Genomic DNA, 26,056 nt, shown 5'->3' with positions numbered 1-26,056 from the left:
GGCGGGCGGTGACGGTGTTCCGCCACCGCCCCGCCGCCGCGTATCGCGTTCATCCGAGCGGTCCGTGTCGGCGGCCGTACGACGCATCGCCCGCGCTCCCCCGGAAGGGGTCGGCGCCGAGGTTCGCGACCGGCGTCCGGGCCGCGGGCTCCGCCGAGGCGGCGTTCCGCGCCGACGGTGCTGCCGCACCCGCGTCGTCGCCGGTGGGCGGCGCGGGGGGTACCGGTGGGCGCGGCGCGGGAGGTGCGGGCGGGGTCACCGGCGATACGCCGTCCGCGATCGGTTCGGTGCCGGCCCAGGCGGCGGTGTACGGGCCGGGCGCGAGCAGCCGCACCAGCACGACCGGCCGGCCGGACGGTGATCCGAACTCGACGGTGCCGCCGTCGGGTTGCAGGACGGCGACCCGCAGCCCCAGGACGGCGGCGGCCGCGGCCAGGAACACCTCGTCCGCCTCGGCCCCGCCATTCGACGATCTCAGCGCGGCGACGAAGGCACGCCTCTGGCCGTCCGTGGCGCCGACGGGCATGCGCACGGCCGGCCAGAGCCGCCGTGAGCCGCTGTTCAGGTCGGCGGCGAGCGTGTCCGCGAGGTACCCCCGCAGCTCCGCCGGGGACGCCGGCCGGCCGCGAGCGGCCACGGACGTCTCTGCCGGCGCCACCGCCTGCAAGGCGTGTACGACACCGTCACCGGTCGCGAGAACCCGCACCGGGCGCAGCTCCATCCGCTCGAGCGCCGCCGACTGCGGCCGCGTGAGCCCGCTGTCGTCGACACCGCCGGCATCCGCCGCGGCCCCCGAGCCGCCCTCCGGGTCCAGCGGGTACGGCGTCGAGTCCGGGGATCCGGCGGGCACGTCCTCGCTCGGATCGGGCACGTGGTCCGGCGCGGCACCGCCTTCCGCGGAACCCACGTCGAGACGCCGGAATCCCGTTGCCAGGAGCCTCCTGCCCCGCGCGGCCGCCGGCTGCGGCTTGAGCGCCGAGCCGAGCCCCCGGAGTCCCATCGTCACGTGCTCCCACCCGCGTGGCACCGAGGAATCGAGACCGCCACCGCGCAAGGACAGGCCCGGCTCGTGGGACGGGTCCGTGCCGGAGGCCGCCACATCGCCGACGGTGCCGGCCACGATGCCGGTCGTCTCCGCTGCGGTGCGGTGCGAAGCGGCCGGCGCCTCTGTGGGCGAGGGGTTGAAGTAGGGGTTGCGGACGTATTCGCCGTCAGGTGAGCCGTCCCGCAACGGCTGCACGCCACGGATGAACCGCACGTGGATGCCGCCAGGGAAGGCGACTTCCTCCTGGTCAGGGAATGGCGACGCGATATCGAGCGTCGCGTTGACATCGATCCCGCCTGGCAGGACCACGTCATAGCGGTATCGGTAGTGGTCGAACAGCAGGGAGGCCGAAACCGGGTCGTTCTGGGCGGAGTCCCGCAGATACCGCCGACTCCTCGACGTGCTCACATACCCTGTGTCTTCAGGGTTGTTGTACACATGGTCGATCAGATGCCCCAGTCGATTACCCCTGGGGAACAGGCCGCCATCGGCGCGAAAGACCATCTCCGGCGTCTTTTGGCTGAATTTGTACAGCGGGGCGTCATCGGTGCGCCACTTCATCGCGTGCGGCAGGCCGGCGGCGAGCGTCCCGGGCCGCGCGGCGGTGAAGGCCGGATCGGCGGAAGGACGGTCGGTGACGGGATACCGGCTCGTGCGCCTGAGAGGCGCCCCGGCGGCTTGCGGGTCACTCGGATGCTCATCGGTGCTCGGCCGGGAAGAGGCCACCGCGGCCGAGCGACCCGGCAGATACCAGTTCCAGGCGGGTCCCTCGGCGTAGAGCCGGCCCTGATCGTCGCTGACCCGGCCCGCCTTCGGCGACTCGGCGTCGTACTGCCCGCGCAACCCGCCCAGCGCCTGGCTCTTCGCGACGAAGACCCGCAGGTCCGGATCCTCAGCCCCTGCGCCCCACACCGTCCACCACTCGTCACGGACCACGATGGGGAACTCTTCGGTGGTGGCGGTGTAGTCGGCCTCGAACCTCGAAATGCCGACCGCGTTGTCCGGGAACTCCCGCTCGGTCTCCTCAGCGCCGCGCCTGGTCGGCGACCACCCGCGCGGCCCAGACCGTCGCGAGCCCTCCGCGGCGGATTCGCCCGTCGTCCGTTGACGGGCCACCACGGAGTCGAGCTCCCGCCTGATGCTCGCCTCCAGCCGGTCCACGGCCTTGCTCCGTTTGCCGGACCGCCCGTACTCGATGTCCCGCCACCGGTCGATCGCCCGCAGGACGTCCTTGAGCTGCCGTTCGTTCTGGTCCAGCCAGGACGGGTCCAGGCGCCCTCCCTGCTTCCAACGGTCGAGCGCCTGGTCGATCCCGTTCAGGACCGCTGAACGCGGGTACCGCATTCCCAGGCTCGATTCGGCCTTCCAGTCCTCGACGATGTCCCGGTGGAAGTCCGTGGCGTGCGGCGCCGCGTAGCGCCACAGCTTGTCCCAGTAGTTGGTGACAATGTCCTGGACGGCCTCACCCTCGATGAGGTAGCCGAACTCCGCGAGCTTGTGCGGATACAGATTGTCCGATCCAACGTAGTAAAGGGCATCATCGGCGATGTAGACCTTCGCGTGGTTCGCCGGCTCCGGAAGGGTCTTCTTCGAGATCGCGATCTTCGCGTCCGGCTTGTACCGCCGTGCGATGGTGCTCGCGGGCGGATCCGGCCACGCGAATCCACTCTCGCTTCCATCACGATCGGTGAAGACGAAGGGCGCGACCTTCACCCTCCGCAGGGCACTCTCGATGACCTCATCGCGGTCTCCCCGCGCCTGGGGATCGGCCACCCTGCGAACAAAACGCTTGATCATCGCGTACGTGCCAGGCGCGCCGAACCCCCAGGTGTACGCGCCGTTCACCGCGCCGGCCCTGGCCGATGACACAACGATGTCGACCGTGAGCTCCGGCTTGTCCACGAGCGCCTCGGCGATCCACCGGACGACCTGATGATCTTTCTCCGCGGTGAATCCGGTGAACGCCAGATCCTGCTGGCTGATCTTCAAGCTGTGACGCGCGTTCTTGATCACCTCTTCCTTGGCGGTGTCACTGGCCTGGTCGCCGAGGAACGCCGCCCGGCCGAGGGACAGAGCCCGGCCACTGTGCCACTGCTCCGGAGCACCACGGCTCGGTTCCGGCTTGGTGCGAGGCAGTTTCGCCAGGTCGACCAGGGAGATCTTGTCCCGAGCCGGACCCGGAGACAGGGTCTTCACCTCATAACTCTCGGTGATCTGCTCGACCTTGAGATCGCGGCCACCCATCGTCCACAAATAGTCGGCGAACTCGTGTGCGTGCCGGACACCATCACCGACCATCTCGATGGAGACGTCGTGGACCGGGGGATAACCGCCGTACGTCTCCGTCCAGAGGTTGTGACCACCGACCAGGGCCACCGCGCCATCGGCTGCAACGATCTTCGAATGGTTCCAGGAGCCCTTGGCGATGTTGGACAACTGCCCGGCCAGGACGGTCATCCGGTCCTGGCCCAACGGCACCTTGTTGTCCTTGAGGAACTTCGTCAGATCCTTGACGAACCCGGACAGGAACGTGTCACGCAGCGAGATGTTCGCGAACAGGAAACGCACGAGAACAGGCCCGGAGCCCTCTCGTGAGGCGACGTCGAGAAGCGCGTTCTTCACCTCTTCGCGGATCCGGCCGGTCGGCGGCGAGAGGCTGAGGACGTCGATCAGCCGCGTACCACTGCCGATGATCCCGCGCACGGTGCCGGCCAGTTGCCCCACGGCCCGGTCGCCGAACGCCGAGACGTCCTCCCTCGTCATGGGTTGGCCCCACATGTCGGGCGTCTGCACAAGCCGGATCAGGTTGCCGGTACTCAGGGCGTGCACGCGCCGGTCGACGCCCATCTCCGTGAGCCTCTGCTCGAGCCGATCGGGCAGACTCGTCACCGGGTCTGCCGGGCCCGCCCGGTCGATGAGCCGGCTCCCCAGGCCGTGGTCACGCACCTCGCCGAGCCCGGCCGGCGGCCGCCCACCCAGGTGCGGCGGCACCAAGTCGGCGAGCAGGTCCGGATCGTTGGTCAGACCACGCGGGTCGAAGGTCTCGAGCAAGTCGTACAGGCCGGCCGCCTCACCCTTGAGGGTCTCCTCGGGCACCGGATGGGCGGGATCATCACCGAACCCGGCGAACCGCCACGCGGCAAGCGTCTCGAACAAATTCCTCGAGGCGGCAAGCGCCGCCCGCAAGAACAGGGCACGGTCCTCCGGCCCGAACCCGAGGTGACGGTAGACCAGGAACATGAGCTCCAATTCCACGTCCCTGCGATGGTCGGGCCGATAGCCACGGTCGTGCATCTCATCGGCCCAGCGCTTCTCGCGAGGGGACGGATACTGGATCAAATTCCCGCCGAGCCCGTCGCGGTTGGACTCGATGACCGACTCGATGACCGACCCGGCGACCGACTCGACGACCGAACCGTACGCGGACATGAGGTCGGCGAGATCCCATTCGCCGTCCTCGATCCGCTGTTCGAACTCGGCGTCGGGCAATTCACTCTCGACGCCCAGCAGATCTCGGATGACCGACCTGCCCGAGGGAGAGACCGTAAGCCTGCGGTCCAGCTCACGAAGAGCCCGGCCGACAGCACCGGCCAGACGCCGATCACCGGCCAGCGCGGCCTTGAAGGCGGTCTGGTAACGGCTGACGACGTCGTCCCACCACGGCTTCTCATAGGTTTCAGCGAACCGGATCTCGACCAACCGCTGGAAAGAACGAAGCCCATCGAGAACGTCGCCATCGTCCTCCTGGGCCGGCTCGAACACACCGCCCCCAAGCTCACCCGCCGACCCGAAATACTCCTCGATGAGCCCAACGATCTCCGGAACACGCTCCCGCGACTCGACCGCGTCGTCGCGCGAGCGGCCCGCCACCGGCGGAGCCGGGGACTCGTCGGCCGCTCCCGCCGACGGCGCGGGGAACAGCGGTGTGTCGTTCGGCGATCCCACCACCGGATAGTCCGGTGGGGAGGTCCTGGGTGTGGTCTCCGTCTCCGGGCCGGAAGCCGCGCCGCTCGATGTGCTCAGCGGGTGGTCGCGCAGGACGGCGGTGGCGTCGACGACGTTCTCGATGATCCGCGCATAGCGCGCCGGCATCTCCTGGGAGGGGTCCCAGTCCGCCGCCGACATGATCCCGTCCGACCGGACCGTGCTCACCGCCTCATCGGAGACGGACGAACGGCGCCTCTTGCGGAAGACGAACTTCCCGTTCTCGTACTCGTCCGGCAGGCCGAGGTAGTGCAGCAACTCATGCAGCAGGTCGCGCAGCGAATCCCCCAGACCCCATTGACGGGCGTCGGGTCCCTTCTCCTCCTCCTCACCGGTCCGCTTCCGGACCGTCGTACCGGTCCCGATCCGGACAGCCTGCCGATGCCCCGGGTCGATCCGCAGAATCGCCTGGACGCTGAGCTGATCCTTCGACTTCGGAAGCTCATACCCCCGGTCGTTGACATGCTCATCGAGGAGGTCGTTCAGCACCTCCTCCAGCTTCTTCACGTCGCTCTCGGTCACGCCCGGTCTCGGATCGACCGCGAGCGCGATGACGTGATGCCGCACCCACGTGCCGTTCGCCGCCTGGATCCGCTGCACATTCGCCCGGACCTGAACGCCCGCCCCCTGCTTTTCGAACTCCTCTCGCGAGTTCACGCCAGAGGTAACGAAGCTGAACTTCGGATCCAGGCGTTCCGTCTCCACCGGCACCACAGGTGCCTTGGGCAGTTCGTTCTGCCAGTCGTCCGGGCTCGCCGGCCTGGCGACCTTCTTGGCGGGCTCCTTCACCGGCTTCACCGGCCCCACCGGCCCCACCGGCCGATGAGCCCACGTCCGCAACGTCACCGAATCGAACCCGGACGCGGTCGAGCCGCGGGCCGACCGCCGGCGCGGCGGCGCACCCGGCGCCGGGAACGTCCAGTCCGGTGCTTGCCACGGCTGGGCCACCGGGCCACCGACCGGCGCCAACCCGCGCAGTTCCCGGCCCTGGTTGAACAGCCGAAGCGAGACCCTCGCCAATCTTTCGGCGTCTTGTCGAATCGTCGCCAGGTTCTGACTTGTCGACGCATATGGCCGAATCTCTATCCGGACGACGGCCGGGTTGATCAGCGGCATGCCGTTGACAGGGTTGGCATCGAGCTCGTTGTAATTGGTCCGGACCGCCAGCGCCTCGTGCTGATCGATCGGGCGCTCCGGGCTCGCTGTCAGCAGGTTGTCGAGGTACTGGCCGATCGTCGCCCTCGGCTGCCCCCAGTCGTGCGGCAGCAACCGGGACAGCGGATCTGAACCGAAAACGTGGGTGAAGCCGTCGCGAAGATACTGCGCCTGATCCTCCAGGAACGCCCGAGGAGCAACCCCTAGTGCGGACCGTATCGCTGCCAACGAATCACGCGAGGTGACCGCCGAGTAGTCCTTCGGCAGGGTCCCGGTCGACCTCCCTCGTGCGGTGGCAGCGACCTGGGTGAATCCGAACGCGAGAGCACCCTCCAGGTCCGTGCGGTCCGCCGGATCGGACCACGCTTCATACTCCGGGTGGTCCGCCAGCCACCCGTCATAGAGGGACGCCGCCCACCCGCCGTAGTTCACCGCGGCCCACAGGTCGGCGTGGGCGGCCTGAACCGGAGGCGACTCACGGCGCATCTGCCCGGCCACGTGCTTCATGAGCTCGGTCAACCCGCTCAGCGGGGCGGTCGCCGTGTGATGGACGAGCATGATGCCGGCGCCGGCCGGATCACGCCCGGCCGGATTACGCCGTACGGGAAGATCCTCCGCCAGCGGGTCGACCTCATACCCGTCTTCCTGCCGGAAGATCCTGGAGAGCCGCGCGCCGTCCCGAGCCGCCATCAGCCTCCGCAGCACGTCCGCGAACGCATCCAGCACCTCGGATCGCTCCGCCCGGCCATCGTCCTGTCCGCCGGCCAGGTTGCGGGCCGCCTTGGTGACGACCTCCAGGATGGGCACGCCACCCGCCGTGTCCAGGACGATGTCCAACAGACCCGGCCTGGTGACAAGGGTCCCGTACCCTTGCGGATCCTCGCCTGGGGGCAGGACCACGCGAAATCCGTGCAGCTCAACCTCGAACCCGCTCGCCGGCGCGAAACCCTCTACGGTGACCGGACGCTCTTGCGGCACCGCGGCCGGGCTCTGGTATGCCGCCGCCGATTGCCGGTGAGCACCCGAACCGGACGCCTCCGGCTGGTCGTACACATCGCCATGAACCCGACCGGACCCGTACCCGGACGCCTCCGGCTGGTCGTACGCCGCGCCGGGCTCGGGCAGCTCCGGCTGGTCGTAGGGCTCGTGCCAGGCCGCGCTCGACGGACCGGCTTGCGCAGAAGACACCCGCAGCTCATCCCTCCGCTCGCGGATCCTCTCCTCCAGCCGGCTCACCACGTCCCAGCGGCTGCTCTGCGGAGTCTTGTCCTCCTTCCACTCTGAGATCGCCCGCAGCACCCGACGCAGATCGCGGTCACTCGGAGGCGACCCCAGCCGGCGGACCGCCCGGTCGATTTCCTGCAGAGCAGCGGAGCGCGACTGGAAGCGCACCGCGGACAGTGACTCCCAGTCCCTGATGATTCGATCCCCACGATGCCTGGAGGGCGGCGCGGACGGCGCGGGGAACAACGGTTCCTCATCCCGGTCACCGACCACCGGATACAGCCCTGGAGATCCCGTTGCTCCGGCCTCTCCGGAATCGGCGTCCAGCGGTGATCCGGTGACGGACACAGCGGCCGTGTCCCCATCGGCCGGCTGGTGGCCTACGCCGCCTTCGTCCCCGGGAGCCGGCGGAGCGGCGCTCGCGCTCGGAATGCTCCCGGGCAGTGCGGCCGGGGGGGACGCTTTCGTGGCGCCGCCGGGTACCGGCTCCGTCCCGGAGGCTCCCGCGCCCGCCACAGCGGGGGCCTGGTCTTGGCCGGTGTCGGGTGTGATGGTCTGCTCGGCCGGGCCGACTTGCCCGCCGAGGTCCGCGGAGTTGCTGTTCTGGATGGGGCCGTAGACGTAGACGTCCCCAAGATCTGAGATTTCGTCGAAGGGTGGCCGGAGGACCTCATCCTCTAGGCGAGTCAGTTTTTCACCGCTTTTTGTGACCACATCCTCGAAATTCTTAATAGCCTTAGGATCTGGACCGTAGAGGATCACCTTGCCTTCAGCTTTATTAAGAACGCGCAGTATTTCTCTCGCAGTCCCCTTGCTTATCGGCGCACCCATCAGGGTGACGACAAGGACACTGCCATCCAGGAGCGGGAATACCGGATTCTCGTAATCTTCTACCGGAACAAGATTGGGGATCGATTTTCCCCTGTTCGGGCCGTTGCTGACCTTTTGCTCACGCTCCCTGTTCTTCAGGTTCAGGTTATACACCTCCTCGAACCCTGTTACCAGATTTTCCTGTTCAAGGTTAATTCTCCCCTCGCCCCATACATCCAAGTGGGGAATGACGTCGAGCTTCCTATAGTCCTTCGCAGGGGAAATGCGCGGCGTAGCCGCGGGGCGGGCAAGGCCCAAGCCGGTTGTCGGCGGATTGTCGGCCGGCCGGCCGGTCAACTGGCCGCTGGTCAGATCTCGCGAGCCGAATGGCGCCGGTGGCTTAACATAATCGGCTGAGACCAGCTCGGCAGACTGGACCAGCAACAAGCCGACCATCATTCCCATGACGCCCCGGAGCCGAAGCGGTCCCGCTTGATAAGTGCCCGGTAGGGCGGTATCACCGCTGTTGCCCCCAGCAGCGTGGATGTCCGGCTCCGCCCCGGTGACCGTCCCGGAGGGGGTGGTGGGAGGGGCGAAGTAAATGGTTCGTTCATGCCGAGGCATGCCGGTGCCGGAGCGGGCGGCCTTGGCGGGGGGCCGGTGCTCGGTCTGTGCTCCGGTGAACGGGTCGATCACCAGGACGGTGACACCGAGGCGCGCCGCGAGTCGGTCGGCGAAGGGGGCCTCGCCCGCCGGGCCGGGCGTTCCCGGCCCGGCGGTCACCGGGCCCGGGTCCTTCCGGGTCGGCACCACCCTGACCGGTACGTCCGTCAAGGTGTAGTGACGGGTGATCCAGCGCGCGGTCTGCTCCACGTCGTGGGGATACGCGGCCGAGTCCTGATCGTGAGGACGCCTGGCGATGGAGATCGTTCGCGTTGCGGGATCGAACTCGCCGGAAAGGACCGGGACATCGTTGCGCGGAGGGGCCGGCGCCCGCTCGGCGCCGGCACCGGCCGGCGGGTCGGTCTCGGCGGGCTGCCGGTCGTCCCCGGTCCGCTCGGTGAGGACGTCCGGATGGAGGGCTCGGACGTTCGTCATGAACATCCGGTAACCCTGGTAGGCCCACTCCTCCATTCGGATCCGATGGACGGGGTTGGCGTCCTCGATGCCCCCCGGCGGACCGTACATCCGCTGGAGGAGGTCCAGCATCGGCCCTTCGTGGTCGATGATCCACTGGAGCGTGTTGTTGCGCGGGAGACCGGTGGAATGGTCCAGGCCGGTATTCGTGCCCAGATAGACGGCGGTCAGCTGGGCCCAGTACTCCCGCACGTTCAGCGCCGAGTAGTTCCTGCTGCCGGGCCTTTCCGGATTGGTGAGCGGGCCGTCCGGCCACTGCACGGCCGTTCCTGCCCGGGTCTTCTCCGCGAAGCGCCGCTCGATGATGTCGCGGTCCGCGGGATCGAGGTATTCGTACAGGAGGTGCGCGATCTCATGAACCGCGGACGAGTATCCGCTGCTGTAGGTGGCGCCCCCCTGGTCCGCCTCGCCGAGGAGGTTCTCCTCCGCGATCGCGACGACATCGGCACCGTGGTGACCGCGGACCTCTTCCCACGGTCTGCCGTCCGCGGTGGTCCGTCCCTCGTAGTGGCGGAAGCGGGGCAGAGACGTGAAAGCGGCGCCGCGTGGAATGATCACCGCCCTCGCGGCCTCGTCGACCCGTTCCGCGAGAGGCCGGTTGTAGGTGAGCATCCGCGTCACGACCTGCCGCAGAACCTGCCGGCTCGGCGCGGGTCGCTCGACGCCGGGCGGCACCTCGACGATCCGTCGCGCCGTCATGGCCGCGAAGTGCGCATCGGACGCGGAGCGGTCGGTCGTCCCGGTACCGTCCGCACCGCCGGCGCGCTCGGCCGATCCGGTGGCGGACATGGCGGCCGCGTTCTCATCACTCGGCCGGTGGCGGACGTCCCCGGATACCGGAGGAGCGGCGCCCACGCTCGGAACGCTCACCGACAGTGCGGCCGGGGCGGACGATGTCGTGTCGCCCGCGCCGCCGGGCGCCGGCTGCGTCCCGGAGGCTCCCGCGTCCGACGACGTCCCGGTCCCATCCGCCACCCGCGCGGACGGCGCGTCACCCTGTCGCGGTGCGCGGCTGGGCGGGGACGGCTCGTCGAGCCGAGCGGGCAGTCCGAGGCCGTCGAGCCGATCGGCCTCGGTTGCTGCCGACCGTATGTCCTGCGCCTTCCAGGCCGGGGTACCGGGGCCGCCGCGCGCCATGGCCCGCAGGTCGTCCAGCAGCCGGCGCGCGGTCTCGGCGTTGTCCTGCGCCGCGTGGAGCCGCTCGGACAGGGACACGGCCGTGGCGGAGGTGTCCAGTGGGGGGAGCTGCCGCCGCTCCAGCCGGCCCTCTTCGTCCTGCCAGTGGGAGTGGGCGGCGGCGGCGCGGGCCAGCAGCACCGGCAGTACGGGGTGCTGCTCGGACAGCCGTCGCGTGCGGTCGCCGAGTTCGGTGCGTACGGCCTGTTCGAACGTCTGCTGCCGGACCTGCGCGCTCAGGTAGAGGCGCCCCATCTCCTGGTAGCCGAGGCCGTAGAGGTCCAGCTCCGCGCGCAGCTCAGGCGACACCAGGCCCTGCCGTTCGGCCATGGCCGAAGTGAACATACGGCGCCGGGAGGCGGCCTTGTCGAAGACCCACAGGCCGGCGCCGGGGTCCCAACTCGCCGTGGCCGGGTCGTGGAAGTAGGTGCTGCCGCCGGGCGAGCTCCAGGCCTGGCGCACGGTGCCGTCGGAGTGGGTGACGTCCACTCGTAGGTGCGCTCCCAGCGTGTGCGCGACGTCACGGCCCAGCTCGACGAGGTCGAGCTGGGAGATCGCCGCCAGTGGTGGCAGCGCTGCGGGCGCACCGGCCGGGTTGTCCGGCCGGAGGGCGTGCACCTCGTTGACGGCGTTGATGATGTCGCTCGTGGCCGCACGAATGGTCTCGGCCGAGCCGCCGGGAGTCCGCGGCAGCAGCTCGGACCGCCGGAGCGCGTCCGGTGTCTCGACGGCCGGGTCGGCCTCCCGCGCCGCCGCGAGGTCGGCCCGCATGGTGCGCAGCCCCCAGTCGAGCACGGCCTGGTAGGCCTGCAGGGCGATGGCCTTCTCGTCGGCGGTCAGCACCACCGGCCGGTAGCCGCCGATCTGCCGCCGGATGTACTTTGCGATGTCCTGGTACGCCTCCTGTGCCGTGCTCTCCTTCTGCGCCGCTCGGGCCAGGAGCGGTGCCAGGTCGAAGCTCGGCGCCTCGTCCATCGCGGGCCAGGACTCCGGCCTCGGCGGGGTCTCGGCGTTGCTCTTGACGATCTTGGCTTGTATCTCGTGGACCTCGGCCTGGTACAGCTCCGCGTACACGTAGCCGGTGATCGGGTCGCTGTAGAACCGGCCCTTCGGCTTGGGAGAGCCGAACAGGTGATGGTGGAACAGGTCGGCGCGCAGGCGGCCGTGGAAACGCATCCGGACCAGGTAGAGCGGGCCCTTCTCCTTGGGGTGCTGCTCTCGGCGGTAGTTCTCGGTACCGGCCGAGGCGTCGCCGAACGACGTGCTACGGCCGTTGCTGGTGCCGAGGTCCCACGAGTGGCCGGGCGTGTGCTCGCCCATCGGGCCGTGGGCGCTCCCCGCGATGTCCACCGCACCGCGCACGTGATCGGTGCTCGCGTTGACCGTGGTGCCGCTCTGGTGCTTGGTGTACCGGCCGACGCCGGCGCCCGCCTTCAGCGGGGCGAGCACCTCCAGCGCGCTGAGGTCGCCCTTGAGCGACAGCGTCGCCCGTCTGCGGTCGGCGCCGGGCCTGAAGATGTTGTCACCCAGTTTGTAGGTGTCCCCACCGGTCGCGTCCCGCAGGTGGCCGGCCAGGTGCATCCGCGACAACAGCGTCGGCATGGACAGGCTGGACCGGAGATCCGGATCCCCGGGCCGTTCGCCGAGCAGCTTGCTGAACCAGCCAGGGGGGAACATCCGCGCCAGGAGGTCACGGCCGATCCGCACCGTGTCGTCGAATACCACGCCGGTGATGACGGCGTCCTCCGGCAGCTTGGGCAGCGGGGTGAGATTCGGCCGGGGGTGCGCGGTGTCCGCCGAGCCCGACTCGGCGAGCGCGCGCGGCAACTGGATCTCCAGCGTGCCGTCGATCGTGGCGGTCCTGGTGGCACTGTGGTGGGTCCAGCCGTCGAACGTCTTGTTCAGCAGGTTGTTCAGCGGGCGGTGGGGCATGCCGAGCCGCCGTACCTCCGCCGTCAGCTCGGTGTCGAAGCCGAGGATGTAGTGGTCGAAACCGTACTCCGTCTGCTCGACGACGTTGTTCTCGGCGCGGGTGACCCCTCGGTGGTTGCCCACCGAGGCCTTCAGCGCACCGGATCCGCCCCCGGAGACGCTCTGCCGGCCACCGGGGGAGATCTGGGGGAAGGTCGCGCCCTGCGAGACGTCACGCGAGGTCGACGTGGCCGTGCCCTGATAGCCGTGCAGGTAGACCTCGTTGTTCTCCCCCGGCGCGAAGTCGCGTACCTCCGGCTTGCCCAGAGCGAGGCGCAGCCTCACCTCGACGACGTCCGCCAGCAGCCACCCGTTCGGGTGGACCAGGTAGAGGGACAGGCCCTCCTCGCCGAGGAGCTCATCGATCATGGTCTGGTCACGGCGTTTGGCCAGCAAGGCCTGCAGGGCGTCCACGCCGCCCTGCAGGCGGCCGATGACCCGGCCCTCGCGGTCCCAGACCTCCGCACCGGCCGAGAGCAGGCCCGGCGCGACCTCGTCGACCTGCTCCTTGACGAACCGGTACGTCGACCTGCCGTCCCGGTGCTCCCACGTGCGCAGGCCGCTGTGGCCGGTGAACGGGCTCTTGCCCGTGAGGTACTCCGGCAGCCGGAGCTCCTCGAAGGGGAGCGGTGGTTCGGGCAGGCTCTTGCCGAAGGCCTCGTTGAACGCCGCCCGGACCGCCTCGTCCCGTACCGGGGAGACCTCCTGGGTGTGCCGGCCGGCCAGGGTCGTGGCCATGGCCGCGCGGTCGACCCGCAGGCGGGCGGGCAGGTCGGGCGCCTCGGCCTTCCATCGGTGCAGGATCCCGGCCGCGACGTCGCCGGTCAGCTCCAGGTCACCGGCCTGCCACTCGGTCATCGCCTCCGCCAGCCGCGTGTTCGGCAGCCTCCGCTCGCCCGTGGCGTAGTCGACCAGGTCCTGCGGCATGTCGACCTGCCGGCCGGTGACGGGCGGGTCGGTCAGCGGCAGGTCGAAGGCCGTGCCGAACCGCTCCCGGGTGGCGGGGTCCATCACTCGCAGGCCGCCCTTGCCGTGCATCCGTGCCAGGTCGCGGGCCAGCTCGGTGACGAGTTCCGGCTCCGCCACCCCGGGGTTGGGCCGTGCGGTCAGGTCCGTGTGCCACCGGGTGAGGACCCCGGCCACGACGTCTCCGTTCAGCCGCAGGTCACCGTCGCGCCAGCGGGTCAGCGACTTGGTGAGCTCGGCGTCCGACACCGGCAGCGTCCCGTTCGCGTACCACTTCAGCGCTTCGGGCTCGGTCAGGACGTACAGCAGCGTGCGGTCGTTCACCTGCCGCGGCTCGTGCTTCGTGTGCGAAGACGGCAGCAGTTTCGCGTGCTTCTCCATCCGGCCGGAGACCGTGAAGTGCGCGGGGGCCTGGTACAGGAACGCCCGCTTGACGGCGACCTGGATGTACTCCTTGCCGCCGACCCGCGATCCGGTCTGCGACGCGTTCCCCTGCCAGTGCTTGTTGACGTCGCTCGCGCCGGTGAGTGCGGCCACGTCGTTGAGGTTGCCTCCGAAGGCGGCGTTCAGCTGGTCCCAGGTGATCCCCTTCGAGCTGTTGGCGCTGAGCTTGCTCTCCAGCAGCAGCAGCTTGATGATGCCGAGCACGAAGTTGTCGGAGGTCGCGCCCACGAACGTGGACGGGCCCAGGTCACCGGCGATGTTCAGCGCCGCGAACCTGTTGCGGAAGAGGCCGGGGTCGACCAGCTGGTCGGTGGTGTACTCCTTGTTGAAGATCTCCTTCAGATGCGCTCGCACATCGGTCAGCCCGGCGAACGCGTTCACGTTCTGGTTCGCCGCTCCGGCCGGTCCGACGAGGTCCCCCAGCATGGAGGCCGCGGCGTCGGTGAGGCCGGTGGTGTCGGTGTGGAAGACGACCCCCTGGTCCAGGACCTCGGCCGGCGTCCACTTCTCGGCGTTCACCAGCTCGGGCACCGACATCTGGTCCGGTGCCGGCTGCTCGGCCAGGTCGATCGGCATCAGGTGCGCGATCGCCTTCTGTCCCTCCAGCGTGGGCAGGGTCAGATCACGGCCGCCCTTGTGGATCTTTCCGGTCTGTCCGGAGTGCTGGAAGCGCAGGGTGACCCGGTAGTCGTTGGTCAGCTCGACCTCGAGTGCGTCACCCGGATGTTCGAGCAGGTCGGGCTGGTTGTTGATGAAGGTCACCGCGTCGGTGGCGCCGACGATCCGCTGCGCCTCGACGCCGAAGCCCGCGCCCTGGAGGAACCGGTACAGGAATTTGAACTTGAAGCCGCCGGCGAGCTTGCGGGAGTGACCCGTGGACATCCCCGCGGTGTCCATGCCCATCGGCAGATTGACGAGGTGGTACTCGTCCGTGGTCCGCAGGTACTTCGGCGGCGTGTCCGCTCGCTGCGTCGCCTTGATCTCCACCTCGACGGAGTCGACGTCCAGGTCGACGCCCGTGGTGCCCCGGCGCTTCTTGAGCGTGAACCTCATGCCGTCCTGGAGCATCCGGTCGTAGTGGGAGGCGAAGCCCCACACCGAGACCATCTTGTCCAGGAGTTCCTCGTTGTCCAGCCGGCTGACGATCTTGTTGCCGTGGGTGTACCAGTGCTCGCCGGCGAACGGGTCCTCCTCGTCCTCCGGCAGGAAGCCCATCGGCCGCAGCTTCGACGCGATCATCTCCCTGATCGCGTCGACGGTCGCCTCGTCGGGCTTGACGGTGCCGAACCCGATGCCCTTGCCCTCGAACAGGTACTCCGGCAGCTCGACACGCTGCTCCGCCTCGGGGGTCTTCGCGTCCTTGCCGCGGGGACCGGTGGTGAGCGCGTCCGGGGCATACGGAACCGTGTCGCCGGTGGAGCGAAACCCTGGCTTCAGCGCGTCGCGGTCGACCGGGAGCCCATGCTTGAACGCCTCGGGCTCGGGCAGCCGCACCAGCCCACGGCTCCGCACCGGATTCGTCGCCGTCCGGGGGTTCGCCGTCTTGCCGTGAGCACGGACCATCACCTTCGCCTGCAGCGCGAACTCCATGGCGTACGCGGCGGTGTGGCCCGTATAGCGCGGCACCATCACCCACAGGCCCGTCTTGCCCGCCGACACCGAGTCGGTGTTGCTGGAGGTGTAACCGACGGAGAAGTTGGCCGAGATCCCGAGATCTGGGAGGTTCGGCGGAACGAAGCCGACATCGACGCTCGGCAGCGTGACCGCGCTGGAGTGCGAGACGGTGTGGCCGCCGCTGGTCCCGTCGATGCCGGTCCGGGGGACCTCCACGTGCACCTTGTCGCTGGTGGCTCCCACGCGCTGGACGCCCTCCATCAGCCGCACAGCGTGAAGCTGCACCGTGGCGAGGGGATCGCCGTACTTGTCATGCAGCGTGAAGCGGTAGCCCCTCTTGTCGTTGACCGCCTTGTCCAGGTGGGTGTTTAGGTTGTCCAGCTTCTGCAGCAGTTCGTCGCGGGTGACGCTGCCGATCTCCAGGTTCTGGCCCTGTGAGGCCAGCGTGCCGAGGATCTCGTCGAACAGCTCCGGCAGGTTCGTGAGGCCCGAGGCGTAGAAATGCCGCGGAAGCCGTCGAGTATCGACGTCCTCTCCGGTCGCGGTGACGGGATCGGCCGACGGTTCCTTCGTGTACGGCTCGGGCGCCCACAGCAGGAGTTCCTCCGTGCCCGGATCCGCGATGCGGGTCGGCTTGATCTGCGCCCAGCCCGGCGTCTTCACACCCTCGCGCTCGGTGCGCAGCTTGAACGAGATGTTGGGGCGGAAGGCCAGCAGCGTCGATTCGCCCCGGTAGTCCTCGACGTGACCGCCCTCGGCGTCCTCGACATGACTCATGCTACGGTTCGACTGGTTCGCCGTCCCGCTGACCGAACCGCCGATCCGCACGATGTTCAGGGGGCCCACTCCCACGCCGATTCCGAACGTCGGCGCGAACGCACCGTGGGTCTGCTCCGTCTGGCCGCTGGTCGTCTGGACGTGCGCGCCGGTGGCGTACGAGGAGTTGATCGTCTCGTTGCCGACGAACTCCCCGTTCGGGGCCGGCAGGGTGGCGGGGCGCCCGTCCATCGCACCCGCGGGGTTGTCGAGAGTGTGCGGATCCGTCGGATCGAAGGTGACCAGCAACTCTGCCTCGCCGAGCGGAACGATCAGGCCGCTGGTGTTCGCGTCGTTCGTGCCGTCGCCCAGCGCGTACGCGTAGTTGCTGACCAGCCGCTTCACGAAGGTGAGCATCCGGTCCTCGGGCAACGTGACGCCCTGTGCGGCGGCCTCCTGCCGGATCGCCGCGATCAGCTGCCGCATGTACGGCAGCCCGAGCCGGGGCGTCAGGGCCGACAGCGCCCTCCGGTCGACCTTGATCGGCTCCGACTGCGCCGGTGGCTGCGGCGGCGCCGGTGGTGCCGGTGGTGCCGGTGGCTGCGGCGGCACCGGTGGTTCCGGCGTGCCCCCGTCCGTCATCGGCGCAGCGGTCCCGGCGTTCGGCACGACCGGCTTCGTGTTCGTCTCGTCGGCGCTCGTCGTTCCGGCGGTCGAGGGAACGTCGGCGGGAGCGGTCAGCACCGAATAACTCATCGGCAGCGCGGCGTACGCCGACGACGATTCCGATCCTTCGTGCTGTTCCTCGGGGATATATACCTCGAAGCGCGCCTCATTCGGCCGCCCGGCCGGGGCCTTGCCGCTGGCGGCGGCGGTCATCGTCCCCTTGTCGACATCGATGAGCACGCCGTGCGGAGCGATCTGCACCGGGCCGCCGGTCGCGGTCGCGAGCGGCCCGGCGATCTTCCTCGACCCCGGCATCAGGAGGAAGGGCTGGTGCCCGGGCGCCCAGAACTCGATCGAGGCGGCCAGTACGGCCGGGTCCACCGGCACGTCACCGACCATCAACTGACCATCGCGTACCCGCCCCGTGACGAACACCGTCTGGGGCGGCGCGATCCTCGCGAGCAGTTCGGCGGTCTGCCCATCGAGCCGCAGGCCGTCCTCGGCGGATTCCCGCAGATCGAGCACCACCGGACGGGCCTCCGCCGTGGCGTACAGCCTCGCCGCCCCGAGCACGTCCTCGACCTTCGCCGCCGGGACGGTCTCATCGAACACGCCGCCGGATACGGAACCGGTCTCCTCCTGACCGCCGGCCGGAGACGCGGGAGCCTCCTGGGTTCCGCCACCCTCCAGGTCCGCCCAGCGGACGCGCTTGCCTCCGGACGCGGCTCGGGACGAGGTCGGAGCGTCACCCGGGTGGACGTGCCGGGATTCGTCGTTTCGAGGAATGTCAGCGCCGTCCGTGTCGGGCTCGACGGCCGGACCATTGCCGTGATCCGCCGCAGCACCGGTTCCCTCGGCGGCGGAGCCGTCGCTCGCGCTGGTCGACTCGGCCGGCGATCGCCGGGTACGCGGCCCGCCGTCCTCCGTCGGTGCCGGCGGTCGGTGCTCCACCCAGTCGCGGGTGCCGGACGGACTCTCCTGGGGGGTCAGGACGCGGCCGCCGAGACGCTCGGCGAGGGCTTCGGCGAACGACGGCTTGCCGTCGGGCCCACGAACCCCGGCACCGGGCACGTTCAGGAGCAGCGGGTCGCTCGGCTCGTACGGCGTGTTCTTGCCGATCCACCGTACGAGCTGGTCCAGATCCCGGGCGCGATCGCCCATGGAGACCGTGGACGAACTCGGGTCGAACTCACCGTCGATCCACACCGCGCCCGACACACTGCGGAAACCGTTGGTTCCGCGTGCGGGCCGGGAGGGGGCGGGTTCGCCGGTGACGCGGGTGTCCGCCCGGGTCTCGGCCGCCCCCGACACCGGCACATCCTCGGCCGAAGGATTCTCGGCCGAGGGTCCGGCTGTCTTCGGTACGGAGCCCCGCCGATCGATGGCCTGGAAGAAGAGCCTTTCGTCCTCCAGGCGCCGGCCGAAGTCAACCCTCACCTGCTTGACGGCCGCCGGGTCACCCGCCCTCTGGGCGACATAGAACCGGTGGCCCCATGTACGCGCTTCTTCAGGCGACAAGCCCCCGGCCACGGCCATACGCTCGTAGCTTTCCGCGGTCCGCGCCGACGAAAGGGCCCTTTTCTCCGCCGCCTCCAGGCCGTCTCGGATCGCCTGTTCGGTCCGCGCGTTCTCGATCCGGACCCGCAACTCCCCGTGCAGCCGCGTGACGTCCGGACGCCCACCGCTCGCATGGGCCTGCGTGAACCGGTCCGCCCAGTCCGCTGCCTCCTTCTCGCTCAGCCCACCGTCCAACGCCGCCCGGCGGGCGGCCTCCCCGACTCCCACCTGCTCCGACGCCGGGGCCGGACGGGAAGCAGCGGACGCACCATCCCGCGGCTCGGCGCGACCGTCCCGCGGCTCGGCGCGACCGTCCCGCGGCTCGGCGCGACCGTCCCGCTCGGCGACGGCGCCACCCTCAGCCGGCTTGGCCTGTGCTCCGCGCGCATCCGCAGTGGCCCGCGTTCCCTCGGCTTCCCGGGCACCGGGCCGCTCACCGGCGCGAGCCGACGTACCGACGCTTGGATCCTGTACTCCGGACGACGTACCGTCCTCGACGCGGCCGCCCCCACTCGATTCGGCGTCACCGGGCTTGGTCGCCCCCTTGACCGGACCACTGCCCGCTGCACCGACGGCGCTGCCTTCGGCCCGTACCGAGCCGGCGGAACCACGAGCCGCGCCCGACCGGGTGCCGTCACGGCCCATGAGCTGCGAGAACGCGCGCTCGTCCTGCAGACGTTGGTCGAACGCGTTCTTCAGGTCCTGGAGAGCCCCACGGTCACCCCGCGCCTGGGCGTCGAAGAACCGGTTACTCCACGAAAGCGCCTCATCAGCGGACAGCCCGCGAGCAATCGCCAACTGCTCATAACTCCGTGCCGTCTGTGCGGCTGAGTAGTCTCTGTTGCTCTGCCCGTCCGAAGCGGTTTCGGCCGTCGACACATTCTCGTCCCGAGTCCGGGCAGGGCCGGAGGAGGTGTCGGCACCCCGTGGCTTCGGCGGGGACGTCGCCCCTCCCTCATGACTCGACGACGAAACGTCGTCCCGTACCCCGCCGCCCTCATGTCCCGCGCCATCGCGAGAAGCGACGGGGGAACCGTCACGAGAACTCGTAGGGAAGTCGGCGCTGGGGGCTTTCTTTGGCTCGAATTTCGCCAGCCCCTTGTAAAGCCAGTCGAGACCTTTGTCGGGCGTCGTCGGCCGATCGATGACCATCGTCCCGCCATTACCGGGCCCAGACCGGTCAGACGCGTTTGAATCACTCCAGAACGGCTTGCTTCCACCGTCGGTGGAGCCGGCGTCGTGCCCAGGTGAACGTCCGGCGGCATCCGATCCGGGCTCTTCCGGCTTCGGCCCCTTCTCGCCCGGGCCGTCATCCGCCGGCCCACCGTCCCGGCCACTCACCACGGGCTTATCCGAAGAGCCCGGATCCGCAGGCTTGACGGCAGGACCACCCCCCTTGGAGCGCCCGCCGAAAATGTTGCCCAGCGCCTTTTCGAGCTGCGTGTTCGGATCCGAGATCCGCGCGGTCAGCTCCTCATGCAACTTGGTGACGGCACTACGCCCACCACTGTCATGAGCCTGCGCGAACCGGTTCCCCCAGTCCGCCGCCTCCTTCTCACCCAGACCACCGTCCAAGGCGACCCGCCGGGCCCTGTCCCCCACCTGATCCGCCTGGGGAGAATGCTTGGACCCCCCGCTGTTCGAACCGGTGCCGTGCTCGGATGGAGGTTGGGTGGCATCCGGTCCAGGCTCTCCCGGCTTCGGCCCCTTCTCGCCCGGGCCGTCATCCGCCGGCCCACCGTCCCGGCCACTCACCACAGGCTTATCCGAAGGACCCGGATCCGCAGGCTTGACGGCAGGACCACCCCCCTTGGAGCGCCCGCCGAAAATGTTGCCCAGCGCCTTTTCGAGCTGCGTGTTCGGATCCGAGATCCGCGCGGTCAGCTCCTCATGCAACTTGGTGACGGCACTACGCCCACCACTGTCATGAGCCTGCGCGAACCGGTTCCCCCAGTCCGCCGCCTCCTTCTCACCCAGACCACCGTCCAAGGCGACCCGCCGGGCCCTGTCCCCCACCTGATCCGCCTCGGGAGTCCGGTTTGGCCGGGAAACGGTCGGCGGTCCTTCCTGGCCATCGCCCTTACCCGGGCCACCGGACCCGGATTCGCCCGAGCTCTTCGCGGAAGCCTGGTCACCGGGAGACTTGGGTGCCGGGCCTGACGAGGTCGACGCGTGATTCGAGGAACCCGTGGTCGTCGACGGCCCGTCGCCGCGCACTCCCCCTGAGCCGCCGCTCTCCCCACCGGAACGCACCACCGGCGGAGGCGCACCGTTACCCCCGTCCGAACGCACCACCGGCGGAGCCGCACCGCCATCCCCATCCGAACGCACCACCGGCGGAGCCGCACTGTCATCCGCGCCACTCGCGTGTCCGGTGCTTCGGGAACCGGGATTCGCATAGGCGTTCTGCGCGGGACTGAAGTTCGTGGTGGGAGGCGGTTGGTTCACACGCGTACCAGGCCCGGACGACGTGGTCGTGACCACGTCATCGCCGGTTCGCCCGGTGGCGCCGTTCGTCCCCGACGCATGGTCACCGCCCTCGCCCGTACCGCTGAACGAGGTATCCCCGGGCCTGACCACCGGTGGCACGTGACTCCCCGCACCGGCTCCGCCGCTGCCCGCACCCTCGAACGAGGTCCTTCCGGAATCACCGTTCGGCGACACCCGGCCGCCCCCGGTACCCGTTCCCGCCGTCGGCGTGGGGCCGATCTTGGGGACCGGGGTCTTGGGCACCGTCGGGGTGTCCGGGCCACCTTTGGAGCCACCGAACCTGCCCCCCGCAATGCCGGCGGCGCCGAAACCACCGGCGATGGCGCCGCCCAGCCCGATGTTCTTACCCTCCTCGTTCCAGTCGATGGTGACCGCCGTGTGAGTGGCGGCCGACGCCAGGGCGTTGGCGGTGATATCGATGAGGAAGGTCGAGGCGGCCCCCACGGTGACGTCAAGGGCGATGGTGAGCAGATTTCCGATTATCTTCGACAGCATTCCGAGCACGGCCCCGATCGCGAAGTTCACCGGAGCCGTCAGCACACTGAGGAAGAAGCTGAAGATGGTTATCAGATAGTTCTTATTGTTCTCCTCGGCCATCTTCTGTGCTTGGTCATAGATGCTCTGGGCATAGGCGTGAATGGTCTCGCCCATTTTCCAGGCCCCGTCGGCGGCATTCTGCAATACCACCGACAGATGGCTGTGCCAGGCCTCCTGAGCGACGGTGTACGCGCCACCCCGCCAGCCCATCACCGCGACGAGATTGGTGTTGCTCCGCTCCTCGGTGTACAGGGCATCGCCCATCCTGATCCACTCGTTGCCGAGTTGGATGATGGCGTTCAGATCCAGGTTGCCGACGTAATCGGTCCAGTCGGTCCAGCCATCCATGTTGGTCTCCCACTCACCGCTCATGGCTGAACCTCCCTTCCGGCTTCGGCCGGCCGGGCGTCGTACGTCACCGGCTCGGTCTCCTCATCGACGACGGCATGGATCAGCGTCGGTTCCTGTCTCCGGCGGATCAGCAGGCCGCGTCCGGGGATGCGCTGTGCGGCGCGTTGGTCCCCGAGCAGGACGCCTTCGCGCGGATCGCCGGACAGGATGAGCCCGTCGGCGCCGAACTCCCGTAGCCGCCCCACCATCGGGTCCGACATCAGGGACCGCGCGGCCCCACTGACGCGGCGGGCGAGTACGACGTGGAAGCCGAGTTCCTCGCCTTGGGTGACGAAGGAGGCCAACGGCGCGAGCGGGCCGCGGTCCGCGCCGCTCGCCACCAGGTCGTAGTCGTCGACGACCAGGTAGAACTCCGGTCCCTCCCACCAGTCACGCTCACGCAGCCGGTCGACGGTCAGGCCGGGCGGCGGCATCCGTTCCTTCAGTTTTTCGGCCACCTGGGCGACGAAGGCGGCAGCCAGCTCGGGATTACCCGCGTGCGCGCCGATGTACGGCTCGGGCAGGACGTCCAGGAGGCTGCGGCGGTAGTCGATGACGATGAAGCGCACGTCCCACGGTGAGTGCCGGTGGCCGATGCCGCGCATCCAGGCCCGCAGGAACGAGGTCCGGCCCGAGCCGGAGTCGCCGAAGACGAGGAAGTGCGGTTGGCCCTGGGTGAGGTCCAGGCCCACCGGGCGCAGATCGGTCTGGGCCAGTCCGATGGGGACCTCGGTCGGGGACAGTCCTCGTCCGGCGTCCTCCCACGGGTTCCCGACGGCCGACGTGTCGGCGAGGATCTCCTCCAGTTCCTTCACGCTGATCCGCTCCGGCAGCACCTTCAGCCGCGGCGCCGGCGGTCCCTGCCACGAATCGATGATCGCGTCGATGGCTTCGTGTTGTGCCTCGGCGAGGCCGTCGAGGTCGTCGGCACCGTCCATGCGGGGCAGGGCGACGTGGAAGGGGAGCCCGGGCGGCATCAGGCCCCGGCCGGCCGGCACCCGGCCCAGCCGCCGTGTCTCCTGACGGTTGATCTCCGACTCCGCCGGGTCGTTCATCCGGAGTTCGAGACGCCCGGGGATGCTGTCGCGCAGCGCCAGCCGGATCTCGGCCCAGCGGTTGGCGGTCAGGATCAGGTGCACCCCGACGCCCAGGCCACGGGTGGCGATGTCGGTGGCGACCACGGTGACGTCTTCCATCTCCGCCTGCAGCGCGCCCCAGTTGTCCACGACCAGGACGACGTCGGCGGCGCGCACGCCCGGCGGCAGTTCACCGTCGTCGCGCCGCCGGCGGAAGTCGGCGGCGGACTGGATGCCCAGGTCCTGGAACATCCGCTCGCGCACCGCGATCAGGCGGCTCACCTCGGCCAGTACGCGCTGGACCCGTTCGGTGTCCCGCCGCCCGGCCACCCCCGACACGTGCGGGGCGCCTTGCAGGGCGTGCAGCGCGCCACCGCCGTGGTCGATGCAGTAGAACTGCAGCTCCTCGGGCGTATGGGTCAGCATCGCGCTGACCAGGGCCGTGCGCAGGAACGTGCTCTTGCCGCTCTGCGGCGCGCCGACCAGGGCCAGGTGCCCGTGGATCCCGGTCAGGTCCAGCACGACGGGCCGCTGCTCCTGCTGGGCGGGCAGGTCCGCGACGGCGACGGGGAACTTCAGCTCTCCGCCCGCCGGCCACGCCTGGCTCTGCAGGCCCCGCTCCGGCACGACCTCCACCGGGGCGAGCAGCGGGTCGAGGGGGAAGCGCGGCGGCAACGGCATCAGCCACACCTGATGGGTCGGCGCGCTGCTCGCCGCGAGTCGCTCGACGACGACCTCCAGCTCGGTCGTCCCGGATCCCGGCACGGGGCTGACCGCGGGCTCGGGCGCCGTGTCCTCCGGTGTGGGCGGGGTGCGCAACCCGAACGGGACCGGTGCGATCGGTTTCCACCGGCCCGCCTGCGCGGCGGGGTCCTCATAGAGCCGGGAGACGTGCGCCACCCGGAACCGCTCGTAGATCGACTCGTCCACCTTCAGGTAGGCGGAGCCGGGGATGGGCGGCAGCTTGTACGCGTCCGCCGAACCGATCACCGTACGGCTCTCGGCCGCGCTGAACGTGCGCAGGGCGATGCGGTAGGACAGGTGGGACTCCAGGCCGCGCAGCCGGCCCTCCTCCAGCCGCTGGGTGGCCAGCAGCAGGTGCATACCCAAGCTGCGGCCCACCCGGCCGATCTGCACGAACAGGTCGATGAAGTCCGACCGCTGCGACAACAGCTCCCCGAACTCGTCCACCACGATCATCAGGTACGGCAGCGGCGGCAACGGCGCGCCGTCCACGTCCGTACCACCGGCCGCCTGCTTGAGCTGGTAGTCGCGGATCGAGTCGATGTTGCCCGCCTGCCGCAGCAGCCGCTGCCGCCGCTGCTGCTCCCCTACCAGCGCGTCCCGTACGCGCTCGACCAGGGACAGGTCGTCGGCCAGGTTCGTGATCAGACCCGCCACGTGCGGCAACCTCGTCAGGCCCGCGAACGTCGCGCCGCCCTTGAAGTCCACCAGCACGAAACCCAGGTGCTCCGGCGAGTGCGTCAACGACAACCCGGTGACCAGTGTCCGCAGCAGCTCGCTCTTGCCCGAACCGGTCGCGCCCACCACCAGTCCATGCGGCCCGATCCCGCCCTGCGCCGACTCCTTCAAATCCAGGACGAGGGCCTCACCATCGGCGGTCACGCCGACCGGCACCCGCAGGAGCTCTTCGTCGTCCGGTGAGCGCCAGGCGGCGGTCGGGTCCAGCGACGTGACGTCGATGCCGAGCATGCCCGGCAGCGACACGGACTGGGAGAGGACCTGCTCCTGCTCGCCCGTGAGCCGCAGCGGCGCGAGCGAGCGGGCGATCCGGGACCGCAGGGCGGGCGCGATCCGGTCGACGGTCGCGTCCTGCACGACGCTGTACAGCCCGGCGTTCGCGCCCTCCAGGGTGAGGCGGCCGGACGGTTCGAGGCGCACGCGCACGTCGACGCGCTCCGGCTCGTGCGCCTCGGCCGTGACCAGGCACACCACCGTGATGCCGAGGTGGGGCCCCGCCTCCGCGATCAGGCGGAGGACGAGAGGGGATCGGGTCCAGGCCGCCTGCGGATCGTAGTCGTTCAGCACGATGACGAGCCGCCGCCGCGGACCTTCCTGGGCGGTCATGGACACCAGCCGCGTTCCCCGCTCCGCGCGGGCCGCCACGGCCCGGTCGAGTTCGGCCTCGAGGTGGTCAGCCAGGCCGACCAGGTCCTCGGCGACCAGGGGGACGACCTCGATCCCGCGCTCGCGGGTGTCCTGTTCGTGCGCGTGCGGAAGCCACTTGGCCCACTCCCCCTGCGCGTTCCCGGACGTCACCACGGCGACCTGCACGTCGTCCGGCGCGTGCAGCGTGGCGAGCTGACACAGCATCGCGGTGGCCGCCGCCTCGGTCTCCGCGGCCGGACCCAGCAGGCTCACCACGCCGGCCCGCCCGACGTCGATCCACGCCGGCTGCCGTTCGACCGTCTTGTGGGCCTGAACGAGTTCCTCGGCGGCGTGCAGGGAACGGGCGTCGTACTCGACGGTCGGATCGGGTCGCCGGGTGGTCATCAGGGTGATGGCCAGCGGACCGTCTCCCACGCCGATGCGCAGCCGGAGGAAGTCGGGGTCCTCGGGGCGCCTCTCCCAGACGCGGCGCCGGCGGACCGCGATCGCCCACAACCGCTCCGGGCTCGGATGCACCCAGGCCGCGGCGAACCGCTGCACCTGGGCCACCTCTCTCGCCTGCCGGCGGATCCCCGCCAGGTATTCCAGGTAACGCTCGCGCTGGTGCTCTCTGGCCTGGCGGCTCTTCCCGCGCATCTGCATCCGGAAGCCGATGCTCAACCCCGCCGACGTGACGATGAACAGGACGCCCAGCAGGATCATCCACTGCCGGCCGGTCGAGATCAGATACGCCGCCATGCTGACGCTGGTCAACAACGGCAGGAGGAGCGTGAGCATGGTCGACATTCCGCTCGGCGGCGGCAACTGCGGCGGTGCCGCGATGGAGACCTTGTCCTCCGGCACGGGCGGCGGTGCCATCCGGGCGGGGCGGTGGAAGGCGATCCTGCTCATCGGTTGGGCTGCCTCAGGGTGAGATCGTCGCGGCGGC

Annotated in this window: 2 protein-coding genes; both read right to left on the bottom strand. The window is 69.8% G+C overall.

The genetic code is table 11. From position 1 onward, the window contains the following. Positions 1–49: 49 nt before the first annotated feature. On the bottom strand, positions 50–21,904 hold the full coding sequence (locus OG417_RS09350) for a scabin-related ADP-ribosyltransferase (protein ID WP_329252686.1): 21,855 nt from the start codon (positions 21,902–21,904) through the stop codon (positions 50–52). Beyond that, positions 21,901–26,019 (bottom strand): type VII secretion protein EccCa, encoded by a 4,119-nt coding sequence (gene eccCa, locus OG417_RS09345; RefSeq protein ID WP_329252683.1) that lies wholly within the window; start codon positions 26,017–26,019, stop codon positions 21,901–21,903. The genes OG417_RS09350 and eccCa overlap by 4 nt, the downstream gene beginning before the upstream one ends. Between the last annotated feature and the right edge of the window lie 37 nt (positions 26,020–26,056).

Origin of the sequence: Actinoallomurus sp. NBC_01490, from assembly GCF_036227085.1 — a bacterium.
GTDB classification, from domain to species: domain Bacteria; phylum Actinomycetota; class Actinomycetes; order Streptosporangiales; family Streptosporangiaceae; genus Actinoallomurus; species Actinoallomurus oryzae.
The sequence above is the reverse complement of the archived record's forward strand: the minus strand, read 5'-3'. Positions and strand labels throughout refer to the sequence as shown.